18 protein-coding genes are annotated in these 17,353 nt (G+C 65.4%); 12 read left to right on the top strand and 6 right to left on the bottom strand.

The window, feature by feature from the left end; genetic code table 11:
- The first annotated feature begins 76 nt into the window (after positions 1-76).
- Positions 77-1,648 carry an arylsulfatase gene (locus ACWV8V_RS06640; protein WP_455899289.1) on the top strand — a complete coding sequence of 524 codons (1,572 nt, stop codon included), beginning with the start codon at positions 77-79 and terminating at the stop codon, positions 1,646-1,648.
- Between the two features lie 73 nt (positions 1,649-1,721).
- Here ACWV8V_RS06640 and ACWV8V_RS06635 read toward each other — a convergent pair whose 3' ends face one another.
- Entirely contained in the window at positions 1,722-2,879 is a 1,158-nt protein-coding gene (locus ACWV8V_RS06635) for an alkene reductase (protein WP_455899288.1), read from the bottom strand.
- Between the two features lie 147 nt (positions 2,880-3,026).
- Between ACWV8V_RS06635 and ACWV8V_RS06630 the strand changes: the two genes are divergently transcribed.
- The 3 genes from ACWV8V_RS06630 to ACWV8V_RS06620 all read left to right on the top strand — a co-directional run bounded on the left by ACWV8V_RS06630 (position 3,027) and on the right by ACWV8V_RS06620 (position 5,747).
- Positions 3,027-3,956: a LysR family transcriptional regulator gene (locus ACWV8V_RS06630; protein ID WP_455899287.1), complete on the top strand. Its 930-nt coding sequence runs from the start codon at positions 3,027-3,029 to the stop codon at positions 3,954-3,956.
- Positions 3,957-4,026: 70 nt separating this feature from the next.
- Entirely contained in the window at positions 4,027-4,443 is a 417-nt protein-coding gene (locus ACWV8V_RS06625) for a DUF2231 domain-containing protein (RefSeq protein WP_123729422.1), read from the top strand.
- Complete coding sequence (locus ACWV8V_RS06620; protein WP_455899286.1) at positions 4,440-5,747, top strand: PQQ-dependent sugar dehydrogenase; 1,308 nt, start codon at positions 4,440-4,442, stop codon at positions 5,745-5,747. Before ACWV8V_RS06625 ends, ACWV8V_RS06620 begins: the two co-directional genes overlap by 4 nt.
- A gap of 50 nt (positions 5,748-5,797) precedes the next feature.
- Here the strand turns inward: ACWV8V_RS06620 and ACWV8V_RS06615 are convergent, their stop codons facing one another.
- Together ACWV8V_RS06615 and ACWV8V_RS06610 are read right to left on the bottom strand one after the other, a co-directional pair.
- Positions 5,798-6,475: a type 1 glutamine amidotransferase domain-containing protein gene (locus ACWV8V_RS06615; protein ID WP_455899285.1), complete on the bottom strand. Its 678-nt coding sequence runs from the start codon at positions 6,473-6,475 to the stop codon at positions 5,798-5,800.
- A gap of 95 nt (positions 6,476-6,570) precedes the next feature.
- On the bottom strand, positions 6,571-7,170 hold the full coding sequence (locus ACWV8V_RS06610; protein WP_455899284.1) for a TetR/AcrR family transcriptional regulator: 600 nt from the start codon (positions 7,168-7,170) through the stop codon (positions 6,571-6,573).
- Positions 7,171-7,343: 173 nt separating this feature from the next.
- Here ACWV8V_RS06610 and ACWV8V_RS06605 point away from each other — a divergent pair, with 173 nt between their 5' ends.
- Positions 7,344-7,613 carry a hypothetical protein gene (locus tag ACWV8V_RS06605; protein WP_121036968.1) on the top strand — a complete coding sequence of 90 codons (270 nt, stop codon included), beginning with the start codon at positions 7,344-7,346 and terminating at the stop codon, positions 7,611-7,613.
- Positions 7,614-7,632: 19 nt separating this feature from the next.
- Here the strand turns inward: ACWV8V_RS06605 and ACWV8V_RS06600 are convergent, their stop codons facing one another.
- Positions 7,633-9,000 (bottom strand): aminotransferase-like domain-containing protein, encoded by a 1,368-nt coding sequence (locus ACWV8V_RS06600; protein WP_455899283.1) that lies wholly within the window; start codon positions 8,998-9,000, stop codon positions 7,633-7,635.
- 190 nt (positions 9,001-9,190) lie between these two features.
- On the opposite strand from ACWV8V_RS06600, the gene cyoA reads away from it, so the two are divergent.
- The 6 genes from cyoA to ACWV8V_RS06570 are packed head-to-tail and all read left to right on the top strand — an operon-like array spanning position 9,191 to position 14,135.
- Positions 9,191-10,165, top strand: a complete 975-nt coding sequence (gene cyoA / locus ACWV8V_RS06595; protein ID WP_259259891.1) for a ubiquinol oxidase subunit II — start codon at positions 9,191-9,193, stop codon at positions 10,163-10,165.
- Between the two features lie 2 nt (positions 10,166-10,167).
- Entirely contained in the window at positions 10,168-12,147 is a 1,980-nt protein-coding gene (cyoB, locus tag ACWV8V_RS06590; protein WP_455899282.1) for a cytochrome o ubiquinol oxidase subunit I, read from the top strand.
- Positions 12,144-12,782, top strand: coding sequence for a cytochrome o ubiquinol oxidase subunit III (gene cyoC, locus ACWV8V_RS06585; RefSeq protein WP_259259895.1), 639 nt, complete (start codon positions 12,144-12,146; stop codon positions 12,780-12,782). The genes cyoB and cyoC overlap by 4 nt, the downstream gene beginning before the upstream one ends.
- Positions 12,779-13,102 carry a cytochrome o ubiquinol oxidase subunit IV gene (gene cyoD, locus ACWV8V_RS06580; protein WP_121036963.1) on the top strand — a complete coding sequence of 108 codons (324 nt, stop codon included), beginning with the start codon at positions 12,779-12,781 and terminating at the stop codon, positions 13,100-13,102. Before cyoC ends, cyoD begins: the two co-directional genes overlap by 4 nt.
- Complete coding sequence (locus tag ACWV8V_RS06575; protein WP_455899281.1) at positions 13,099-13,581, top strand: copper chaperone PCu(A)C; 483 nt, start codon at positions 13,099-13,101, stop codon at positions 13,579-13,581. Before cyoD ends, ACWV8V_RS06575 begins: the two co-directional genes overlap by 4 nt.
- Positions 13,578-14,135: an SCO family protein gene (locus ACWV8V_RS06570; RefSeq protein ID WP_455899280.1), complete on the top strand. Its 558-nt coding sequence runs from the start codon at positions 13,578-13,580 to the stop codon at positions 14,133-14,135. The genes ACWV8V_RS06575 and ACWV8V_RS06570 overlap by 4 nt, the downstream gene beginning before the upstream one ends.
- 43 nt (positions 14,136-14,178) lie before the next feature.
- On the opposite strand, the gene ACWV8V_RS06565 is transcribed toward ACWV8V_RS06570, so the two are convergent.
- Positions 14,179-15,012, bottom strand: coding sequence for a class I SAM-dependent methyltransferase (locus tag ACWV8V_RS06565; protein ID WP_455899279.1), 834 nt, complete (start codon positions 15,010-15,012; stop codon positions 14,179-14,181).
- A gap of 85 nt (positions 15,013-15,097) precedes the next feature.
- Positions 15,098-16,438, bottom strand: coding sequence for an Nramp family divalent metal transporter (locus ACWV8V_RS06560; protein WP_455899618.1), 1,341 nt, complete (start codon positions 16,436-16,438; stop codon positions 15,098-15,100).
- A gap of 116 nt (positions 16,439-16,554) precedes the next feature.
- On the opposite strand from ACWV8V_RS06560, the gene ACWV8V_RS06555 reads away from it, so the two are divergent.
- Complete coding sequence (locus ACWV8V_RS06555; RefSeq protein WP_455899278.1) at positions 16,555-17,325, top strand: hypothetical protein; 771 nt, start codon at positions 16,555-16,557, stop codon at positions 17,323-17,325.
- Positions 17,326-17,353 lie beyond the last annotated feature (28 nt).

The raw sequence follows: 17,353 nt of genomic DNA, 5'->3' as shown, positions 1-17,353 counted from the left end.
CGATCTAAGTAGAAACACGCTGGCCGCCATCGCGACCCACACCGACTATTGAGCACCACCGTCGTCGGAGAAGTGCATGGCCAGCTCATCCGCAAAGAAGAAGCCCGGTTCATCCGCAAAGAAGCCCAACATCCTCGTCATCTGGGGAGACGACATCGGCATCTCCAACCTGAGCTGCTACTCGCGCGGGTTGATGGGCTACCAGACCCCGAACATCGACCGGCTGGCCAATGAGGGCATGATGTTCACCGACTCGTACGGTGAGCAGTCCTGTACCGCCGGCCGGTCCTCCTTCATCACCGGGCAGAGCGTGCTGCGTACCGGTCTGTCGAAGGTGGGCATTCCGGGCGCGCCGGTCGGCATGAACGAGAAGATCGTCACCATCGCCGCGCTGCTGAAGAACGAGGGCTATACCACCGGGCAATTCGGCAAGAACCATCTTGGCGATCTGAACCACATGCTGCCCACCAACCATGGGTTCGATGAGTTCTACGGCAACCTCTACCACCTCAATGCCGAAGAAGAGCCGGAGATGTACGACTACTTCCCCAAGGACGAGTTCGGCGATTTCATCGAGACCATCAAGCCGCGCGGGGTGATCCACAGTTTCGCCACCGACAAAGATGACAGCACCGACCAGAAGCGCTGGGGCAAGGTGGGCAAGCAGAAGATCGAAGACACCGGCCCGCTGGACCGCAAGCGCATGCTGACCTGCGATGACGACTTCGCCGACCGCGCCAAGGGCTTCATCAAGAAGGCGAACGACGATGACCAGCCGTTCTTCGTCTGGGTCAACTTCACCCACATGCACCTGATCACGCATACCAAGAAGGAAAGTCTGGGGCAGGCGGGGCGCTGGCAGTCGCCGTACCACGACACCATGATCGACCACGACAAGAACGTCGGCTCGCTGCTCGATTATCTTGACGAACTGGGCATCGCCGAAGACACCCTGGTGGTGTACTCCACCGACAACGGGCCGCACCGCAATTCGTGGCCGGATGGCGGCATGACGCCGTTCCGCAGTGAGAAGGACACCAACTGGGAAGGCGCGTTCCGCATTCCGCTGGTGGTGCGTTACCCGGGCAAGATCAAGCCGGGTTCGGTGTCCAACGAGATCGTCCAGCACCATGACTGGCTGCCGACCTTCCTGGAACTGGCGGGCAACAAGGGCGTGGTCAACGACCTCAAGAAAGGGGTCAAGGCGATCGGGCGCACCTACAAGAACCACATCGACGGGGTCAGCCTGCTGCCGTATCTCACCGGCAAGGAGGAAAAGTCGCCGCGCAAGCTGTTCGTCTACATCTCCGATGATGGCGACATGCTCGGCATCCGCTACGACAACTGGAAGGTGACGTTCATCGAGCAGCGCTGCAAGGGCACCATGCAGCTGTGGGGCGAACCGTTCACGGTCATGCGCATTCCCAAGATCTACAACCTGCGCACCGATCCGTACGAATTCGCGGATGTGACCTCCAATACCTATTGGGACTGGTACATCAACCACGTCTACATCGTGTACGGGGCGATCGCGCTGCTCACCAAATTCAACGAGACCTTCGTTGAGTTCCCCAAGATCCAGAAGCCGAACACGTTCACCGCCGACCAGGCCGTGGAGAAGCTGCAGGAAGCAGTGACGGGCAAGTAGCGGCTGCGGTGATCGCATGGAAGGATCGACCAACGGGGGGACCGAATGTCCCCCCGTTCGCGTGCCCGCTCCGTCAGGCGGCCTCGGAGGCTGCCTGTGCGTGGGTCGGGGCGTACGCCGGGTAATCGATATACCCGGTGGCACCACCCCCATAGAACGTGTCCCGATCGGCGGGCGCCAGCGGCCACCCGTTCTGCAGGCGCGCCACCAGATCCGGGTTGCTGATGAACGGGGTGCCGAAGGCCGCCAGGTCGATCAGGCCCGCATCGATCAGCTGCTCGGCCCGCTCACGGGTCATGCCGCCGGCAAGGATGAGGGCGGTCCCGGGCAGGTGCGGCTTCAACGTGCGCAACAGACCACCGAAGCCCGAATCGCGAGCGCCATCGACCGATTTCTGGCCGACCTTGAAGCCGGACTGGTCCATGAGGTGCACGTAGGCCAGGCCACGCTGCCCGATCGCCTGGATCAGTGCGGTATAGGTCGCGTCGATTTCCGGGTAGTGCGGCATGTCGAACAACTGGCCATAGGGCGAGAGCCGGATGGCCGTACGCGCGGCGCCGACCCGCGCGACCACGGCGTCGATCACCTCCAGCGTGAAGCGCAGGCGGTTGTCCAGCGACTGCGGGCCGTACTGGTCGGTGCGGTCATTCACCTGCGGATTGATGAACTGCTCGTGCAGGTAGCCGTTGGCGCCGTGGATTTCCACGCCGTCGAAGCCGGCCTCGATGGCATTGGCGGCCGCCTGCGCGAACTCCGCCACGATGCGCGGAATCTCATCGGTCTCCAGCTGGCGCGGCGCCGGGGCGGCGACCAGCGCCGGTTGGCCCTGCTCGTTGTAGCCGAATGCCTGCGCGCCGACCGGCAGTTTCGAGCTGGCACTGACCGGGCGCGCATCGTTGGCCTGGATGGTGGGGTGCGAGACGCGACCGACATGCCAGATCTGCGCGAACATCCGGCTGCCCAGCGCATGGACCGAATCGGTGGTCAGGCGCCAGCCGGCGATCTGCTCGGCCGTGAAGATGCCGGGATTGAACAGGTAGCCCTGGCCCTCGCGGGAAATGGGCGTGCCTTCGCTGACGATCAGGCCGGCGGTGGCACGCTGGGCGTAATACAGGGCGGTTCGCTCATCAGCGGCATCCTGCGGGGCGCGTGCACGGGTCAGCGGGGCCATGACCACGCGGTTGCGCAGCGGGATGCCTGCGAGGTCGAACGTATTGAAAAGGGAGCTCATGGAGGTTCCTGAGGGGGCGAGGGGGGAGGGCGTGGCGGGTTCGCCATGCGCTTCACTTCATCGTATGGGCGTGCGATATCGGCCACAATGCGGCGATTCGGCAAATGACTATTGCTGAAACAGCAATCAGCTCCCAAGGTGCCCGCCATGCAGCTCAAAGCCCTCCGCTATTTCCTCACCGTCGCCGCCACCGGCAGCTTCCTGGCCACGGCGCGGCAGTACCGGGTGCCAGCTTCATCGGTGTCGCGCTTCATCGCGGCGCTTGAACAGGACGTGGGGCACCAGCTGTTCTACCGAAGCACCCGGGCGGTCCGGTTGACCGAAGCGGGCGAGCAGTTCCATCAGCAGGTGCGAGACGCTGTGGACCTGCTCGATGACGCGGTCGGGCAGTTGGAAGGCCGCGATGCCGAGCTGCGGGGCCTGATCCGCATCAACGCCCCAGAGTCACTGGGGCGGCTGCACATCGCACACATCGTCAATACGTTGCAGGCGAAATATCCCGAGTTGATCGTCGAGCTGACCCTGACCGACACGCTGATCGATCCCGTCCAGGAAGGCGTGGATATCATCATCCGCGTCGGGCTTCTGATGGATTCGGGCCTGATCGGCAAGGTCATCGCGCCCCACCGCAACATCCTCGCCGCCAGCCCGGCCTATCTTGCCGCGCACGGCACGCCGGTGGTGCCGGAGGATCTGCTGCAGCATCAATGCCTGGTCTACAAAGGGCAGCTCGGCATCCAGAAGTGGTATTTCCGTTCCTCGCCGGAGGTGCCGTTCAAAGCGGTGAACGTGACCGGCCCCCTGCGCAGCAACAATGCCGAAGCGCTGCTGGCGGCGGCCATTGCCGGGCGTGGCGTGGTGCTGTTCCCCACCTGGCTGTTCAACGCAGAAACGCTGCACAGTGGCAGCATGGTCACGCTGCTTGGAGACTGGGAGTTCTCCCCGCAATCCGAACGGGTGTATCTGCAGCTGCTCTCGCCGGAAAACAGACTGCGCTCACGCAAGGTCCGCGAGGTGTCGGCCTTCCTCACCGAGGCGATCGGGTCGCCGCCGTACTGGGACCTTTCTGATCGGTGAGTCATGGGCATCCCCATCACACAGGGGATGGCAGGATCGGGAGAGATTCGCCCCTCACCAGGAGACCACCATGGCTTCGACCGTTGTCCTGACCCGATCGTGGGTCATCCATCCCTTCCACGCCGCTGTATTGGGCGGGGTGCTGCCGTTGTTCCTGGCGGCGCTGCTGGCCGACTACGCGTACTGGAGCACGTACGAGATCCAGTGGGCGAACTTTGCCTCCTGGCTGCTGATCGGCGCGATGGTGATGACAACGCTCGCCTTGCTGTGCGGGATCGTCGGCCTGGTCCGCCGCAGCCGCAACCTGGCGTATGTCGTGATTCTGGCGGTGACCTGGGGCGTGGGCTTCATCAACTGCCTCCACCATGCGCGCGACGCGTGGGCGGTGATGCCGGCGGGCCTGGTGCTCTCGGTGATCCTGACCGTGCTGGCGCTGATCGCCACCTGGGTGGGACTGTCCAGCCTGCGCGTGGGAGGTGTGCGATGAGCCGCCAGACCACGCTCCGGATCCTCTCGCTGTCCGCGCTGGCGGTCGCCCTGGCGGCCTGCAGTGGCAAGGCGCCCCAGCTTGATCAATATGGTGGCAGCCCGGAGATGCCCAAGCCGCATCGCGGGCTGATGCCGGACATGACCATCGCCAAGCCGGCGCAGTGGGGCGATACGCTTCCCACGGTGCCCAAGGGCTACCGCATTTCGGCGATCGCCACCGATCTGAACATCCCGCGGCAGACCCTCATGCTGCCCAATGGCGACATCCTGGTGGCCGAAGGTCGCGGCGGCAGCGCGCCCGCGCTCAAGCCGAAGGATGTCATTGCCGGCAAGATCAAGGCCAAGGGCAATACCTCGGTCAAGAGTGGCAACCGCCTGACGCTGCTGCGCGACGCTGATGGCGACGGCACCTACGAACTGAAGACGGTGTTTGCCGACAAGCTCAACGCGCCCTATGGTCTGGCGCTGATCGGCAATGCGATCTACGTGGCCAACCAGGACGCAGTGGTGCGCTTCGATTATCAGGAAGGGCAGACCAAGGCGAGCGCGGCGCCGGTCAAGCTGACCGACCTGCCGTCGGCCATCAACCACCACTGGACCAAGGCGATGACCGCCAGCGCCGATGGCCGCTATCTGTACGTGGGTATCGGTTCCAACAGCAACATCACCGAGCGCGGCATGGCGGTGGAGATCGATCGCGCGCGGATCTGGCAGATCGATGTGGCGACCGGTGCGCACAAGGATTACGCCACCGGTATCCGTAATCCCACCGCGCTGGCGATCCAGCCGGGCACCGGCACGCTGTGGGCCGTGGTCAATGAACGCGATGAGATCGGCCCGAACCTCGTGCCCGATTACCTCACCTCGGTGAAGGAGGGCGGCTTCTATGGCTGGCCTTACAGCTACTGGGGCAAGAATGTGGATCGCCGCGTGATGCCGCAGAACCCGGAGAAGGTCGCCTCGGCGATCGCCCCGGATTACGCACTGGGCTCGCATGTGGCCGCACTGGGCGTGGCCTTCTCGTCCGAGGTGATGGGTGCGCAGTTTGCCGATGGCGTGTTTGTGGGCGAGCACGGCAGCTGGAACCGCAATCCCCCGGTCGGCTACAAAGTCGTGTTCGTGCCCTTCAGCAATGGCCGCCCGGCCGGCGAGCCGATCGATTTCGTGAGCGGCTTCTTCGGCGAAGACGGCAAGACCCGCGGCCGCCCGGTAGGCGTCACGGTCGACCCGCGTGGTGCGCTGATCGTCGCCGATGACCTCTCCAACACCATCTGGCGGGTCACCCGCGACGGCGCTCAGTAATCTCTTAACGGGGACGGAGGTAATTAATAACTACCTCCGTCCCTGTTATTTCAGCCCAGCTGCTTCAGCAGGACCTGGGCCGCCTCTTCAGACGAAGCGGGGTTCTGGCCGGTGATCAGCAGGCCATCGGTAACCACATAGGAACCCCAGTCCGGACCCTTGGAGTACGTTCCGCCTGCGGCCTTGAGCATGTCTTCGACCAGGAAGGGCACCACGTCGGTGAGGCCCACGCCTTCTTCTTCCGTGTTGGTGAAGCCAGTGACGTTCTTGCCCTGCACCAGCGGCGCACCCTCGGCAGTCTTGACGTCACGCAGCACGCCCGGGGCATGGCAGACCAGCGCGACCGGCTTGCCGGCGGCGATGAACGCCTCGATCAGCGAAATGGAGTGGGCGTCTTCGGCAAGGTCCCACAGCGGGCCATGGCCGCCGGGATAGAACACGGTGTCGAAGTCGGCCTGTGAGACGCTGTCCAGGCGGACGGTGTTGGCCAGCTGTGCGTTGGCATCGGCGTCGGCTTCAAAGCGACGGGTCGCGTCGGTCTTGAAGTCCGGCTCGTTGCTCTTGGGATCCAGCGGCGGCTGCCCACCCTTGGGCGAGGCCAGCACGATCTCCGCGCCGGCATCCTTGAAGGTGTAGTAGGGCGCGGCCAGCTCTTCGAGCCAGAAACCGGTCTTCTTGCCGGTGGTGCCGAGTTCGTCGTGCGAGGTCAGAACGATGAGGACTTTCATGGGTGATGCTCCTGTGGATGCTTGATTAGACTGGTCGTCTAGTGATGGGGCCGAGAAAAACACGCCGATGCGGGCGTGTACGAGACATCCCCTTGTCAGGGGGCGGTATGCAGAAGGCGGGCGGTCAACGCCACGGCGTCGTCGAACGGGCGCGTGCTGCGGGCGATCTTGACCATGATGCTGGTCCCGAGCCACAGCTGATACAGGTTGCGCGCGACAGCATCGGGCGGGTCCTGGATCGTCACTGAGCCGTCGGCGACGCCCGCTGCCAGGGCACGCGCCAGACGATCGGTGATTCCCGTAGTGCCACGTTGAAGGGCGGCGCGCATGGACCCGGACAGGTCGGCGACTTCCGCACCGAGCTTCACGGCCAGGCACTTGCCCTGGCAGTCCTCGAAGGACTGGCTGTCCTGCCAGGCGCGGAAGTAGGCCTCCAGCTGCGCGGCCTTGGTCTGCCCGGGCTGGCGGAAGATACGGTCCATATCAGCGAGATAGGCGGTGAAGTAGTCCTCCAGCATCGCCTCGCCGAAGGCTTCCTTCGAGGCGAAGTAGTGGTAGAACGAACCCTTGGGCACGCCGGCCGCAGCGAGGACCTCGTTGAGGCCGACCGCGGAAAAGCCCTTGGCGCTCATGATCCGCTGGCCGGTGGTCAGGATGGTGTCGCGAACCGGGGAGCTGGCGGTGGGGGAGTTCATGGACGCCACTGTACGCCTGATTAGACCGGTCGTCTAGTGTCTCCTTGCGTGGGTTACGGGAAGCCGGCCAGCGGCCGGCACTACCCCGTCCCCGGGCGGCGATTGCCGACGGGGAGGGGGCAGATCACGGTATATTCCCCGGCCCCATTTTCCTTGCCAGATATCGCCCCGCCATGAGCACGCCCCGCAAACACTACAAGCACCCCGCAGAATCCGAGATCGGCAACGGCACGATCTACCTCGAGGCGCAGGGCGATGTGATCGTGCGGCAGGTGGAGAGCTACCGCAGCGTGCTGGTCTGGGCCGACAAAACCGGGCAGGCCGATGAACGTTTTCCGCTGTCCGATCAGCCGCTGTCGTGGCTGGATCTGGATTCGGATGACGCGATCACCGCCAGCCAGTTTGAGGCCGTGTGGAAGCAGGCCAAAGCCGTTTCGGGCTGAGTGGGCCGGAAGGCTGGCGTCAGACCGTCCAGCCGGTGTTTTCTGTCGCCGCCACATGCATCAGCTGATCCAGCTGGCGCAGCGCCCGGTGCAGTTCCTGCCGGTTGGCGGCGGCACCCAATGAAATCCGCACCGCATCGTTGATCGCCACGCCCTCCGGCGTGAACGCCGATGACGGTGCGATGCCCAGGCCCTGCAGCCGTGCGGCGTGGGTCAGGCTGGCATCGGTCCAGTGCGCAGGAAGACGGCACCAGGCGTGCACGCCCGCACAATGCTGCAGGAACCGTGGCGACAACGCCGAGTGCGCCAGATAGCGGCGCTCGGCGGCTTCGTCCTGCACCAGTTTCAGCATCGCCTGCGCGGAGCCATCCAGGATCAGTTGCGTCACCAGTGCGTTCATCAGCGGCGGCGCCATCAGGTTGACCGCGCGCAAGGCATCCAGCACGCCTTGGCGCGAGACGCCATCGGGCAGCTGTACAAAGCCGGTGTGCAGGCCCGGGCTCAGGCATTTGGACAGCGTGGAGATGTAGCAGGTGTGCTGCGGCGCCAGCAGCGCAAGCGGGGCAGGGGCCTCGTTCTCCAGCAGCCAGTAAGGGTCGTCTTCGATCAATCGCAGATTCTGCGCGCGCACCACCTCGGCCAGCGCTTCGCGGCGTTCCTGCGGCAGCGTGTGGCCCGTCGGGTTCTGTGCGGTCGGGTTGAGATAGACCACCCGCGCGCTGTGTTTCCTCGCGGCACGCGCGAGTGCATCCGGGCGCATGCCATGCGCATCGCACTCGACCACCTGCAGGCGACGCTGCAGCACCCGCGCGGCATGCAGCAGGCCCGGGTAGACCAGCGGCTCGCACAGAATCGTGTCACCGGCGTTGGTCAGCGCCAGCAACAGGGCTGACAGTGCGGCCTGCGCGCCTTCCGTGACCACCAGCGCCTCGGCCTCCACCTTGCCGAGCATCGGCTTGAGCCACTGCTGCGCCGCCAGTTGATCCGCGCGGCTGCCGCCGCCGATGTGATACGTCATCAGGTTGCCCGCATCGCTGCGGGTCAGCACCGAGGACAGGCCACGCCGCAGCATGTCCGCGACCTGCCCGCCGCCGGGGCTGGGCGGCAGGTTCATGCTCAGGTCCACCAGCTGCGCCAGTTCCACCTTGGGCGGCGCCACGAACGACCCCAGCGGTCCGCGTGCATCGATCAACCCGCGCGTGCGCGCCTCGTTGAAGGCGCGGGTCACCGTGGTGAGATCGACACCGAGCTCGGTGGCCAGCGCGCGCTGTGCAGGCAGGCGCTGGCCGGGGCGCAGCGCACCCGACCAGACCGCACGTTCCAGCGCCTGCACGATGCGCAGGTAGACCGGCCCGTGGCCATCGGCGATGAGGGAGCTCCATTCCATGCGCGCATGGTACGCGCGCCGGGCAGAGCGGCTGCGACAGTGTGTCGCATCATGTATGGATCATGTCGTTGCCTAACGTACGCGGCTGCGGCGGGCACCCCCCATGCATATCGGTCATGCAGGGGGGTGTTCGCCACTTTTCATGATCCGGGCCGCCCGGCCCGGCACTGCGTTGGAAGGGCCGTCACGCATGAACCCCGCTACACATTCCGCTCGCCGCGCCACGCTGGCCGGTCGAGCCCGCGCCGGACGCTGGTTCGGCCTGGCAGCGCTGCTGCCGCTGCTCACAGGCTGCAGGAACCTGGAGCTGTTCAACCCCATGGGTAGCATCGCCGAGCAGGAAATGCAGCTGATCCTGGTCTGCACCGGCTTGATGCTGCTGGTGGTGATCCCGGTGATCATCCTCACGCTGTACTTCGCGTGGCACTACCGCGAGTCGAACAAGGAGGCCACGTACGCACCGACCTGGTCGCATTCCACCGCGATCGAAGTGGTGGTGTGGACGATTCCGTGCCTGATCGTGGTCGTACTCGGCGTGTTGATCTGGAAGAGTACCCACGCACTGGACCCGTACCGCCCGATCGAATCGGACAAGGCGCCGCTGCGCGTGGAAGTGGTCTCGCTCAACTGGAAGTGGTTGTTCATCTATCCGGACCACAACGTGGCCACGGTCAACGAACTGGTGATGCCGGTCGATACGCCGGTCGCGTTCAAGCTGACCTCCGAGTCGATGATGAACGCCTTTTTCGTGCCGCAGCTGGGCAGCATGGTCTACACCATGCCGGCCATGCAGAGCCGCCTGCATCTGATCGGGCACACGCCCGGCACCTATGCCGGCATGTCCTCGGCGTACAGCGGCGCGGGCTTCTCGGACATGAAGTTCGATGCGCGGGTGATGACCGAGGCGGACTTCGAACAGTGGCTGGCGCAGTCGCGCGGCACCGCCCAGCACCTGGGCCAGGCACGCCTGGCCGAACTGGAGAAGCCCACCCATGGGGCGCCGATGCAGCGTTTCGCCAGCGTGGACACCGGTCTGTTCGACAGCATCCTGCGCCGGTATGGCGGCATGCCCGACGACGAAATCTGCCTGCCCGGTGAAGCGCCCGGCGCGAAAACCCAACTCGTGAGCCTGGCCGCACCTGCCAGCCGTACCGCGGAGAACTGATTGTGCTTGGAAAGTTGAACCTCGAAGCGATTCCCTACCACGACCCGATCATCATGTCGGCGCTGGCGGGCTCGCTGCTGCTGGGGGCGGCGATCATCGCGGCCATCACGTATTACAAGAAGTGGGGCTATATCTGGACCGAGTGGATCACCTCGGTGGACCACAAGAAGATCGGCGTGATGTACATCATCCTGGCCCTGGTCATGCTGGTGCGTGGCTTCGCCGATGCGCTGATGATGCGTGCCCAGCAGGCCATCGCCGCCAATGACAGCGCCGGCTACCTGCCGCCGGAGCACTACGACCAGATCTTCACCGCGCACGGCGTGATCATGATCTTCTTCGTGGCCACGCCGCTCATCGTGGGCCTGATGAACATCGTGGTGCCGCTGCAGATCGGCGCGCGCGACGTGGCATTCCCGTTCGTCAACTCGCTCAGCTTCTGGCTGTCGGCGGTGGGTGCGGTGCTGGTGATGCTGTCGATGTTCGTCGGTGATTTCGCCGCGACCGGCTGGGTGGCGTATCCGCCGCTGTCCGGCATCGAGTACAGCCCCACGGTGGGCGTGGACTACTACATCTGGTCATTGCAGGTCTCCGGCATCGGCACCACGCTGACCGGCCTGAACTTCATCGTCACCATCCTCAAGATGCGTGCGCCGGGCATGGACCTGATGAAGATGCCGGTGTTCACCTGGACCGCATTGATCACCAACATCCTGATCGTGGCGATCTTCCCGGTGCTGACCGCGACCCTGGCGCTGCTGACTATGGATCGCTATTTCGGGATGCATTTCTTCACCAATGACGCCGGCGGCAACGCCATGATGTACGTCAACCTGATCTGGATCTGGGGCCACCCGGAAGTCTACGTGCTGATCCTGCCGTGCTTCGGTGCGTTCTCCGAGATCATCGCCACGTTCTCGGGCAAGCCGCTGTTCGGCTACCGCTCGATGGTCTATGCAACTTCGTCGATCGGCATCCTGTCGTTCTTCGTGTGGCTGCACCACTTCTTCACCATGGGCTCGGGTGCGAACGTCAATGCCTTCTTCGGCATCATGACCTCCATCATCTCGATCCCCACCGGGGTGAAGCTGTTCAACTGGCTGTTCACCATGTACCGCGGCCGGATCCGCTACCACTCCTCAACGTTGTGGACGATCGGCTTCATGGTCACCTTCGCGCTGGGCGGCATGACCGGCGTGATGCTGGCGATCCCGGGGGCGGATTTCGTGCTGCACAACAGCCTGTTCCTGATCGCGCACTTCCATAACGTGATCATCGGCGGCGTGGTGTTCGGCTGCCTGGCCGGCATCAGCTTCTGGTTCCCGAAGGCGTTTGGCTTCACCCTCAACGAGCGCTGGGGCAAGATCTCTTTCTGGTGCTGGCTGGTCGGCTTCTATCTGGCCTTCATGCCGCTGTACGTGCTGGGCTTCAAGGGCATGACCCGCCGCATGAACCACTACGGCGTGGAGGGCTACCAGCCGTGGCTGATCGTGGCCGCCATCGGTGCGCTGGTGATCGCCGCCGGTATCGCCGCGATGTTCATCCAGTTCTACGTCAGCGTGCGTGACCGCAAGGCCAACATGGATCTCACCGGCGACCCGTGGAATGCGCGCAGCCTGGAGTGGGCCACGTCCTCGCCGCCGCCGTTCTACAACTTCGCCACGCTGCCGGCGATCACCTCGCTGGAGCAGCATTGGGACGACAAGCAGCACGGCCGGGCCTGGCAGCGCCAGGACACCTACGAAGACATCCACATGCCGCGCAATACCGCGTCGGGTGTGGTGATCTCGGTGTTCAGCCTGGTGCTGTGCTTCGCCCTGGTCTGGCACATGTGGGTGCTGGCCGGCATTGGCCTGATCGGTGTGATCGCGACCTTCGTGCTGCGCTCGTATGACCGTGATGTGGACTACTACGTGCCCGCCGCCGAGGTGAAGCGCATCGAAGACGCGCACTTCGCGCAGATGGAAGGAGCCAAGGCATGAGCGGCGATACCCTGACCGCTGCCACGCAGCACGGGCAGCTCGCGGCCGGTCATCACGACCACGCCCATGAGCACCACGACGACGGCAACAAGACCGTCGTCGGGTTCTGGATGTACCTGATGGGCGACTGCCTGATCTTCGCGGTGCTGTTCGCCACCTTTGGCGTGCTGCTCAACGGGACGGCCGATGGCCCCAGTGGCAAGGAACTGTTCAAGCTTGGCTTCGTGCTCTCCGAAACGGTGGTGCTGCTGCTCAGCAGCTTCACCTTCGGCCTGGCGATGCTCGGCATGCAGGCCGGCAAGCGCAACCAGGTGGTGGGCTGGCTGGCCGTGACCGGTGTGCTCGGTGCGGTCTTCATCGGCATGGAGCTGTATGAGTTCGCCGAGCTGATCCATGAAGGCGCCACCCCGGATGTGAGTGCCTACCTCTCGGCGTACTTCACGCTGGTGGCCACCCACGGCCTGCACGTCACCTTCGGCCTGCTGTGGCTGGCGATCATGATCCACCAGGTGCTGACGTTCGGCCTGGACGGCATCGTGCGTCGCCGCCTGGCCTGCCTGAGCCTGTTCTGGCACTTCCTGGATCTGATCTGGATCTGTGTGTTCACCTTCGTCTACCTGAGGGAGTTTGTATGAGCGGCCACGCCACCCTGAAGGGCTACATCCTCGGCCTGCTGCTGTGCCTGGTGCTCACCGGTGCCTCGTTCGGCGTGGTCATGACCGATCTGGTGCCGCAGCCGCTGCGGCTGACCGCCATCGTGGTGCTGTGCGTGGTGCAGCTGGTCGCGCAGCTGGTGCTTTTCCTGCATATCGGGGCAGGGCGCAGCCAGCGTGAGAACACCGGCATCTTCCTGTGCACCGCGTTCCTGATCGCCATCGTGGTGGCCGGCTCGCTGTGGGTGATGCACAACGCCAACCTCAACATGATGCCGATGCAGATGTCGGCCGCACCATGAGCTGGTCACGCTGCGGTGCCATGCTGATCGCGCTGGTCCTGTCCGCTCCCGTGATGCCGGTGGTGGCCGCGGCGCCGCAGACCCGCACCGCGGCAACGGTGTCGGTCAGCGACCCGTGGATCCGTCTGCCACCGCCGGCCGCGAACGTGGCGGCCGGCTACGTGCAACTGCATAACGGTGGTGGCGTCGACCGCCTGTTGTCGGCCACCTCTTCAGCCTTCGCCGAGGTGCAGGTCCATGCCATGCGCATGGACGGTGAGGTGATGCGCATGCAGGCGCTGCCTGACGGGCTGGCCCTGCCGGAAGGCCGCACGGTCGCGCTGGAGCCGGGCGGGTATCACCTGATGCTGCTTACCCCGAAACGGCCGCTGTCGGTGGGGCAGGTGGTCCGGGTGACGCTCACGTTTGCCCGCAGCGCAGACCAGGTGGTGGACTTCAGCGTGCGCGATGGCCTGATCGCGCATGGAGGGACCAAGTGAAGCGCTGGTTGGCGTCAAACATCGTGGCGGTGGCACTGCTGGCCGGCTGCGCCGACGGCCAGGCACCGGTGATGGGCCAGGCGGCACTCGGGGCGGTCAAGCTGGAGAGCAGCGACGGGCGCACGCTCGCGATACGGGATCTGCAGGGCAAACCGACGCTGCTGTTCTTCGGCTTCACCCATTGCCCGGAAGTGTGTCCGCTGAGCCTGGTCAAGGCGGTGCAGATCAAGCGGTTGCTCGGGCCCGCCGCCGATGACCTGCAGGTCGCCTTTGTCACGGTGGATCCGCAGCGTGATACCCCGGCGCATCTGCGCGACTACCTGTCTGCCTTCGATACGACGTTCCTGGGCCTGGCCGGCGACGAGGCGGGCACCCGTGCCATCGCCGAGAGCCTGGGCGTGAGCTATCGCCGGGTCGGCGAAGGCGATATGGCCACCTTCGAGCACACGGCATCGTGGTTCCTGCTCGGTGCCGACGGGCAACTGCAGGATGTGTACGGTTACGCGATGAGCGAGCAGGCGATCGTGGAGAAGCTGCGCATGCGGCTGCCATGACGCCCGGGGTGCCGGCCGTGGGCCGGTGCCCCTCCGTAACGGCTCACCACGCCCGCGCCCGCACCTCCCAGCAGGCTGCGGTGAAGGTCACTGCATCGCCTTCGATGAAGGGGGCGAACGCCGCCATGACCGCCTCCAGCACCTGTGTGCGGGTTGCTCCATCAAGATCCGGCGCCCTCAGCGCGCTTCCGACCGGCCCCAGCAACGCGACATACGTGGCCAGGTCCGCCCGGTCGATCCGGCAGACCACGTCCAGCGGCAGCACCTCGATATCCTCCCAGCCGCCGTCGCTCAGGATCTGCTCGACCCGGGCCTGATCGGCAAACGCGAACTGACCCGGTGCCCCGGGCGAGCGAGGTGGCACCTGCAGCCAGGGTGCCGCGGCGCGCTCGGCGGTGGTCATGAACGCGTTCTCGTCCGGCCTGCGCCAGGCCAGCGCCTGCAGCTCGCCGCCGCGTTTGGCGGCGCGCTGCAACTGGCCGAAGGCCTGCACCGGGTCATCGAAGAACATCACGCCGAAGCGCGACACGATCCGGTCAAGACTCCCGGGTGCGAACGCATGCTGCTGCGCGTCGGCGACGATGAAGTCCACTGCCAGCCCGGCTCGCTGCGCGCGCTCACGCGCCAAGGCGATCATCGGGGCGGAGATGTCGACCCCGGTGACACGCCCCTGCGGGCCCAGTTGCCCGGCGATGGCCAGTGCCACCGCGCCGGTCCCGCAGCCCACGTCCAGCACGTGCAGATCGTCGCCCGGCGGGATCGCCTCCAGCAGGTGGGTGGCGAGCGGTGCGAACATCTGATCGAGGATGCGCTGCGCCTCCACCCAGGCCTCACCGGCCGGGCCATTCCATAACGCGTGCTGCGAAGTGTCGGTCATTGCAGGGCTCGATCTGGCATTGCCAGTGGGATGAGGAGGCTGCACTGTGCCACCTCAACCAACGTTGAGGTCAAGTGGCCAGGCCTCAGCCCCGCCACACATCCACGAGAAGTTTCACGTTCAACACGATGATCAACCCGCCGATCAGCCACGACAGCACGATCAGCCAGCGTGGCGCCACCAGCGCCCCCATCTTGGCCTTGTCCGAGACGAACCGCACCAGCGGCACCACTGCGAACGGCAACTGCATCGAGAGCAGCACCTGGCTCAGCACCAGCAAGCGCGCGGTGCCTTGCTCGCCATAGATCGCGGTCACCACCACCACCGGCACGATCGCGATGCCGCGGGTGATCAGCCGCCGCGCCCACGGGGCGATCCGCAGGCGCAGGAAACCCTCCATCACGATCTGGCCGGCCAGCGTCGCCGTCACGGTAGAGTTGATGCCCGAGGCGAGCAGGGCGACCGCGAACAGGGTCGAGGCCAGCCCGAGGCCGAGCATCGGCGCCAGCAGCTCATACGCCTGCTCGATCTCCTGCACGTCGGTACGGCCCTGCGCATGGAACACGGCGGCGGCCAGGATCAGGATCGAAGCGTTGATGAACAGTGCGAGCATCAAGGCGATGGTGCTGTCCGTCACCGCCCAGCGCAGTGCACTGCGGCGCCCGGCATCGGTGCGCGGGTAAGCGCGGGTCTGCACGATGGAAGAGTGGAGATACAGGTTGTGCGGCATCACGGTGGCACCGATGATGCCGATCGCCAGGTACAGCGCCTTGGGATCGGTCACCACCTGCGCATGCGGAATGAACCCGGCCAGCACTGCCTGCAGCGGCGGCGCCGCGATGACCATCTGGATCGCAAAGCAACCGAAGATCACCAGCAGCAGCGCGATCACGAAGGCTTCCAGGGCACGGAAGCCGCGGTTCATGAGCAGCAGCACCAGCACCACGTCCACCGCGGTGATGATCGCGCCGGCCAGCAGCGGGATGCCGAACAACAGCTTCAAGGCGATCGCGGTGCCGATCACCTCGGCCAGGTCGCAGGCGATGATCGCGATCTCGCACAGCAGCCACAGCCCCAGGTTCACCGGCCGTGAGTAGTGGTCGCGGCAGGCTTGCGCCAGATCACGCCCGGTCGCGATGCCCAGGCGTGCCGACAGCCCCTGCAGCACGATCGCCATCAGGTTGGAGAGCAGGATCACCGAGAGCAGCAGATAGCCGAACTGCGCGCCACCGGCGATGTCCGTGGCCCAGTTGCCGGGGTCCATGTAGCCGACCGAGATCATGTAGCCCGGGCCGAGGAAGGCCAGCAGGCGGAACCACCAGTGGCCGCCCGTAGGCACCGCGACGCTGGCGTTCATTTCGCCCAGGCTGGGGGTGTGCCCGGTCGATGAGGACCAGGCGGGGGGAGGCTCGGGGCGGCGCGGGATGTCCACGGCCGCAATATAGCAGAGGCTAAGTTACTAAGGCTTTGCAATCTGAGGCATCCCAACGCCTTAACCCTGAACCGCGTATCGTCACCGCTCTTTTCAGCTGGAGTGGGTGCATGCGTTGGATCGTGTTGTTGGCCGCCTTGGCCATGCCCGTGGTGGCGTGGTTCTCACAGACCGGCATGTTCGGCCCGACCAACGGTGCAGTCTCCGACCAGTACCCGACGCTGCTGGTCGCGGCCGGGTACGCCTTCGCGATCTGGGGCGTGATCTTCCTGTGGGATGCGCTGTTCGGGTTCTGGCAGCTGCGCCTGCGCAAGCCGGACATCATCGGGGTTCGCCCCTGGGCCGCGGCGGGCTTCGCGCTGACCGCCGTCTGGATGCCGGTGTTCTCCAACCAGTGGTTCCTGCCGGCGCTGGCCATCATCTGGGCCGCCTTGCTCTGCCTGATTGTGGCCGCCTACCGCGCCTCGCCGATCACCGCCCCGGGCGGTCAGCGTGCCTGGGCGGCATACCCGCTCGGGCTGCACGCCGGCTGGCTGTCGTTGGCGGCCTACCTCAATACCGCCCAGGTGATCGTCGCCTACCGCTGGCTGCCGACCGACAACATGCTCGGCTGGAGCCTGGTGCTGCTGGTCCTGGCCACGCTGCTGGTGCTGGTGGTCAACCAGCTGCTGCGCGGGCACTTCGCCTATCCGGCGGCCGTGATCTGGGCGCTGGCCGGGATGTACGTCAAGCAGTCCGGCTGGGATCTGCCGGGCGCGGCCAACATCGCCACCCTGGCGCTGGTGCTGATCATCATCGTGGTGATCCAGACGGTCTGGCTGCGCGTACGCGCTTACCGCCAGCCGCGCGCCATCGTCGCCGCGCACCGTCATCGCCGTTGATTCTTTCTGCAGGAGACCCCTCATGACC

It is taken from the genome of Stenotrophomonas sp. Ker107b, assembly GCF_053847245.1.
This window is presented reverse-complemented; position numbering and strand designations above follow the sequence as displayed.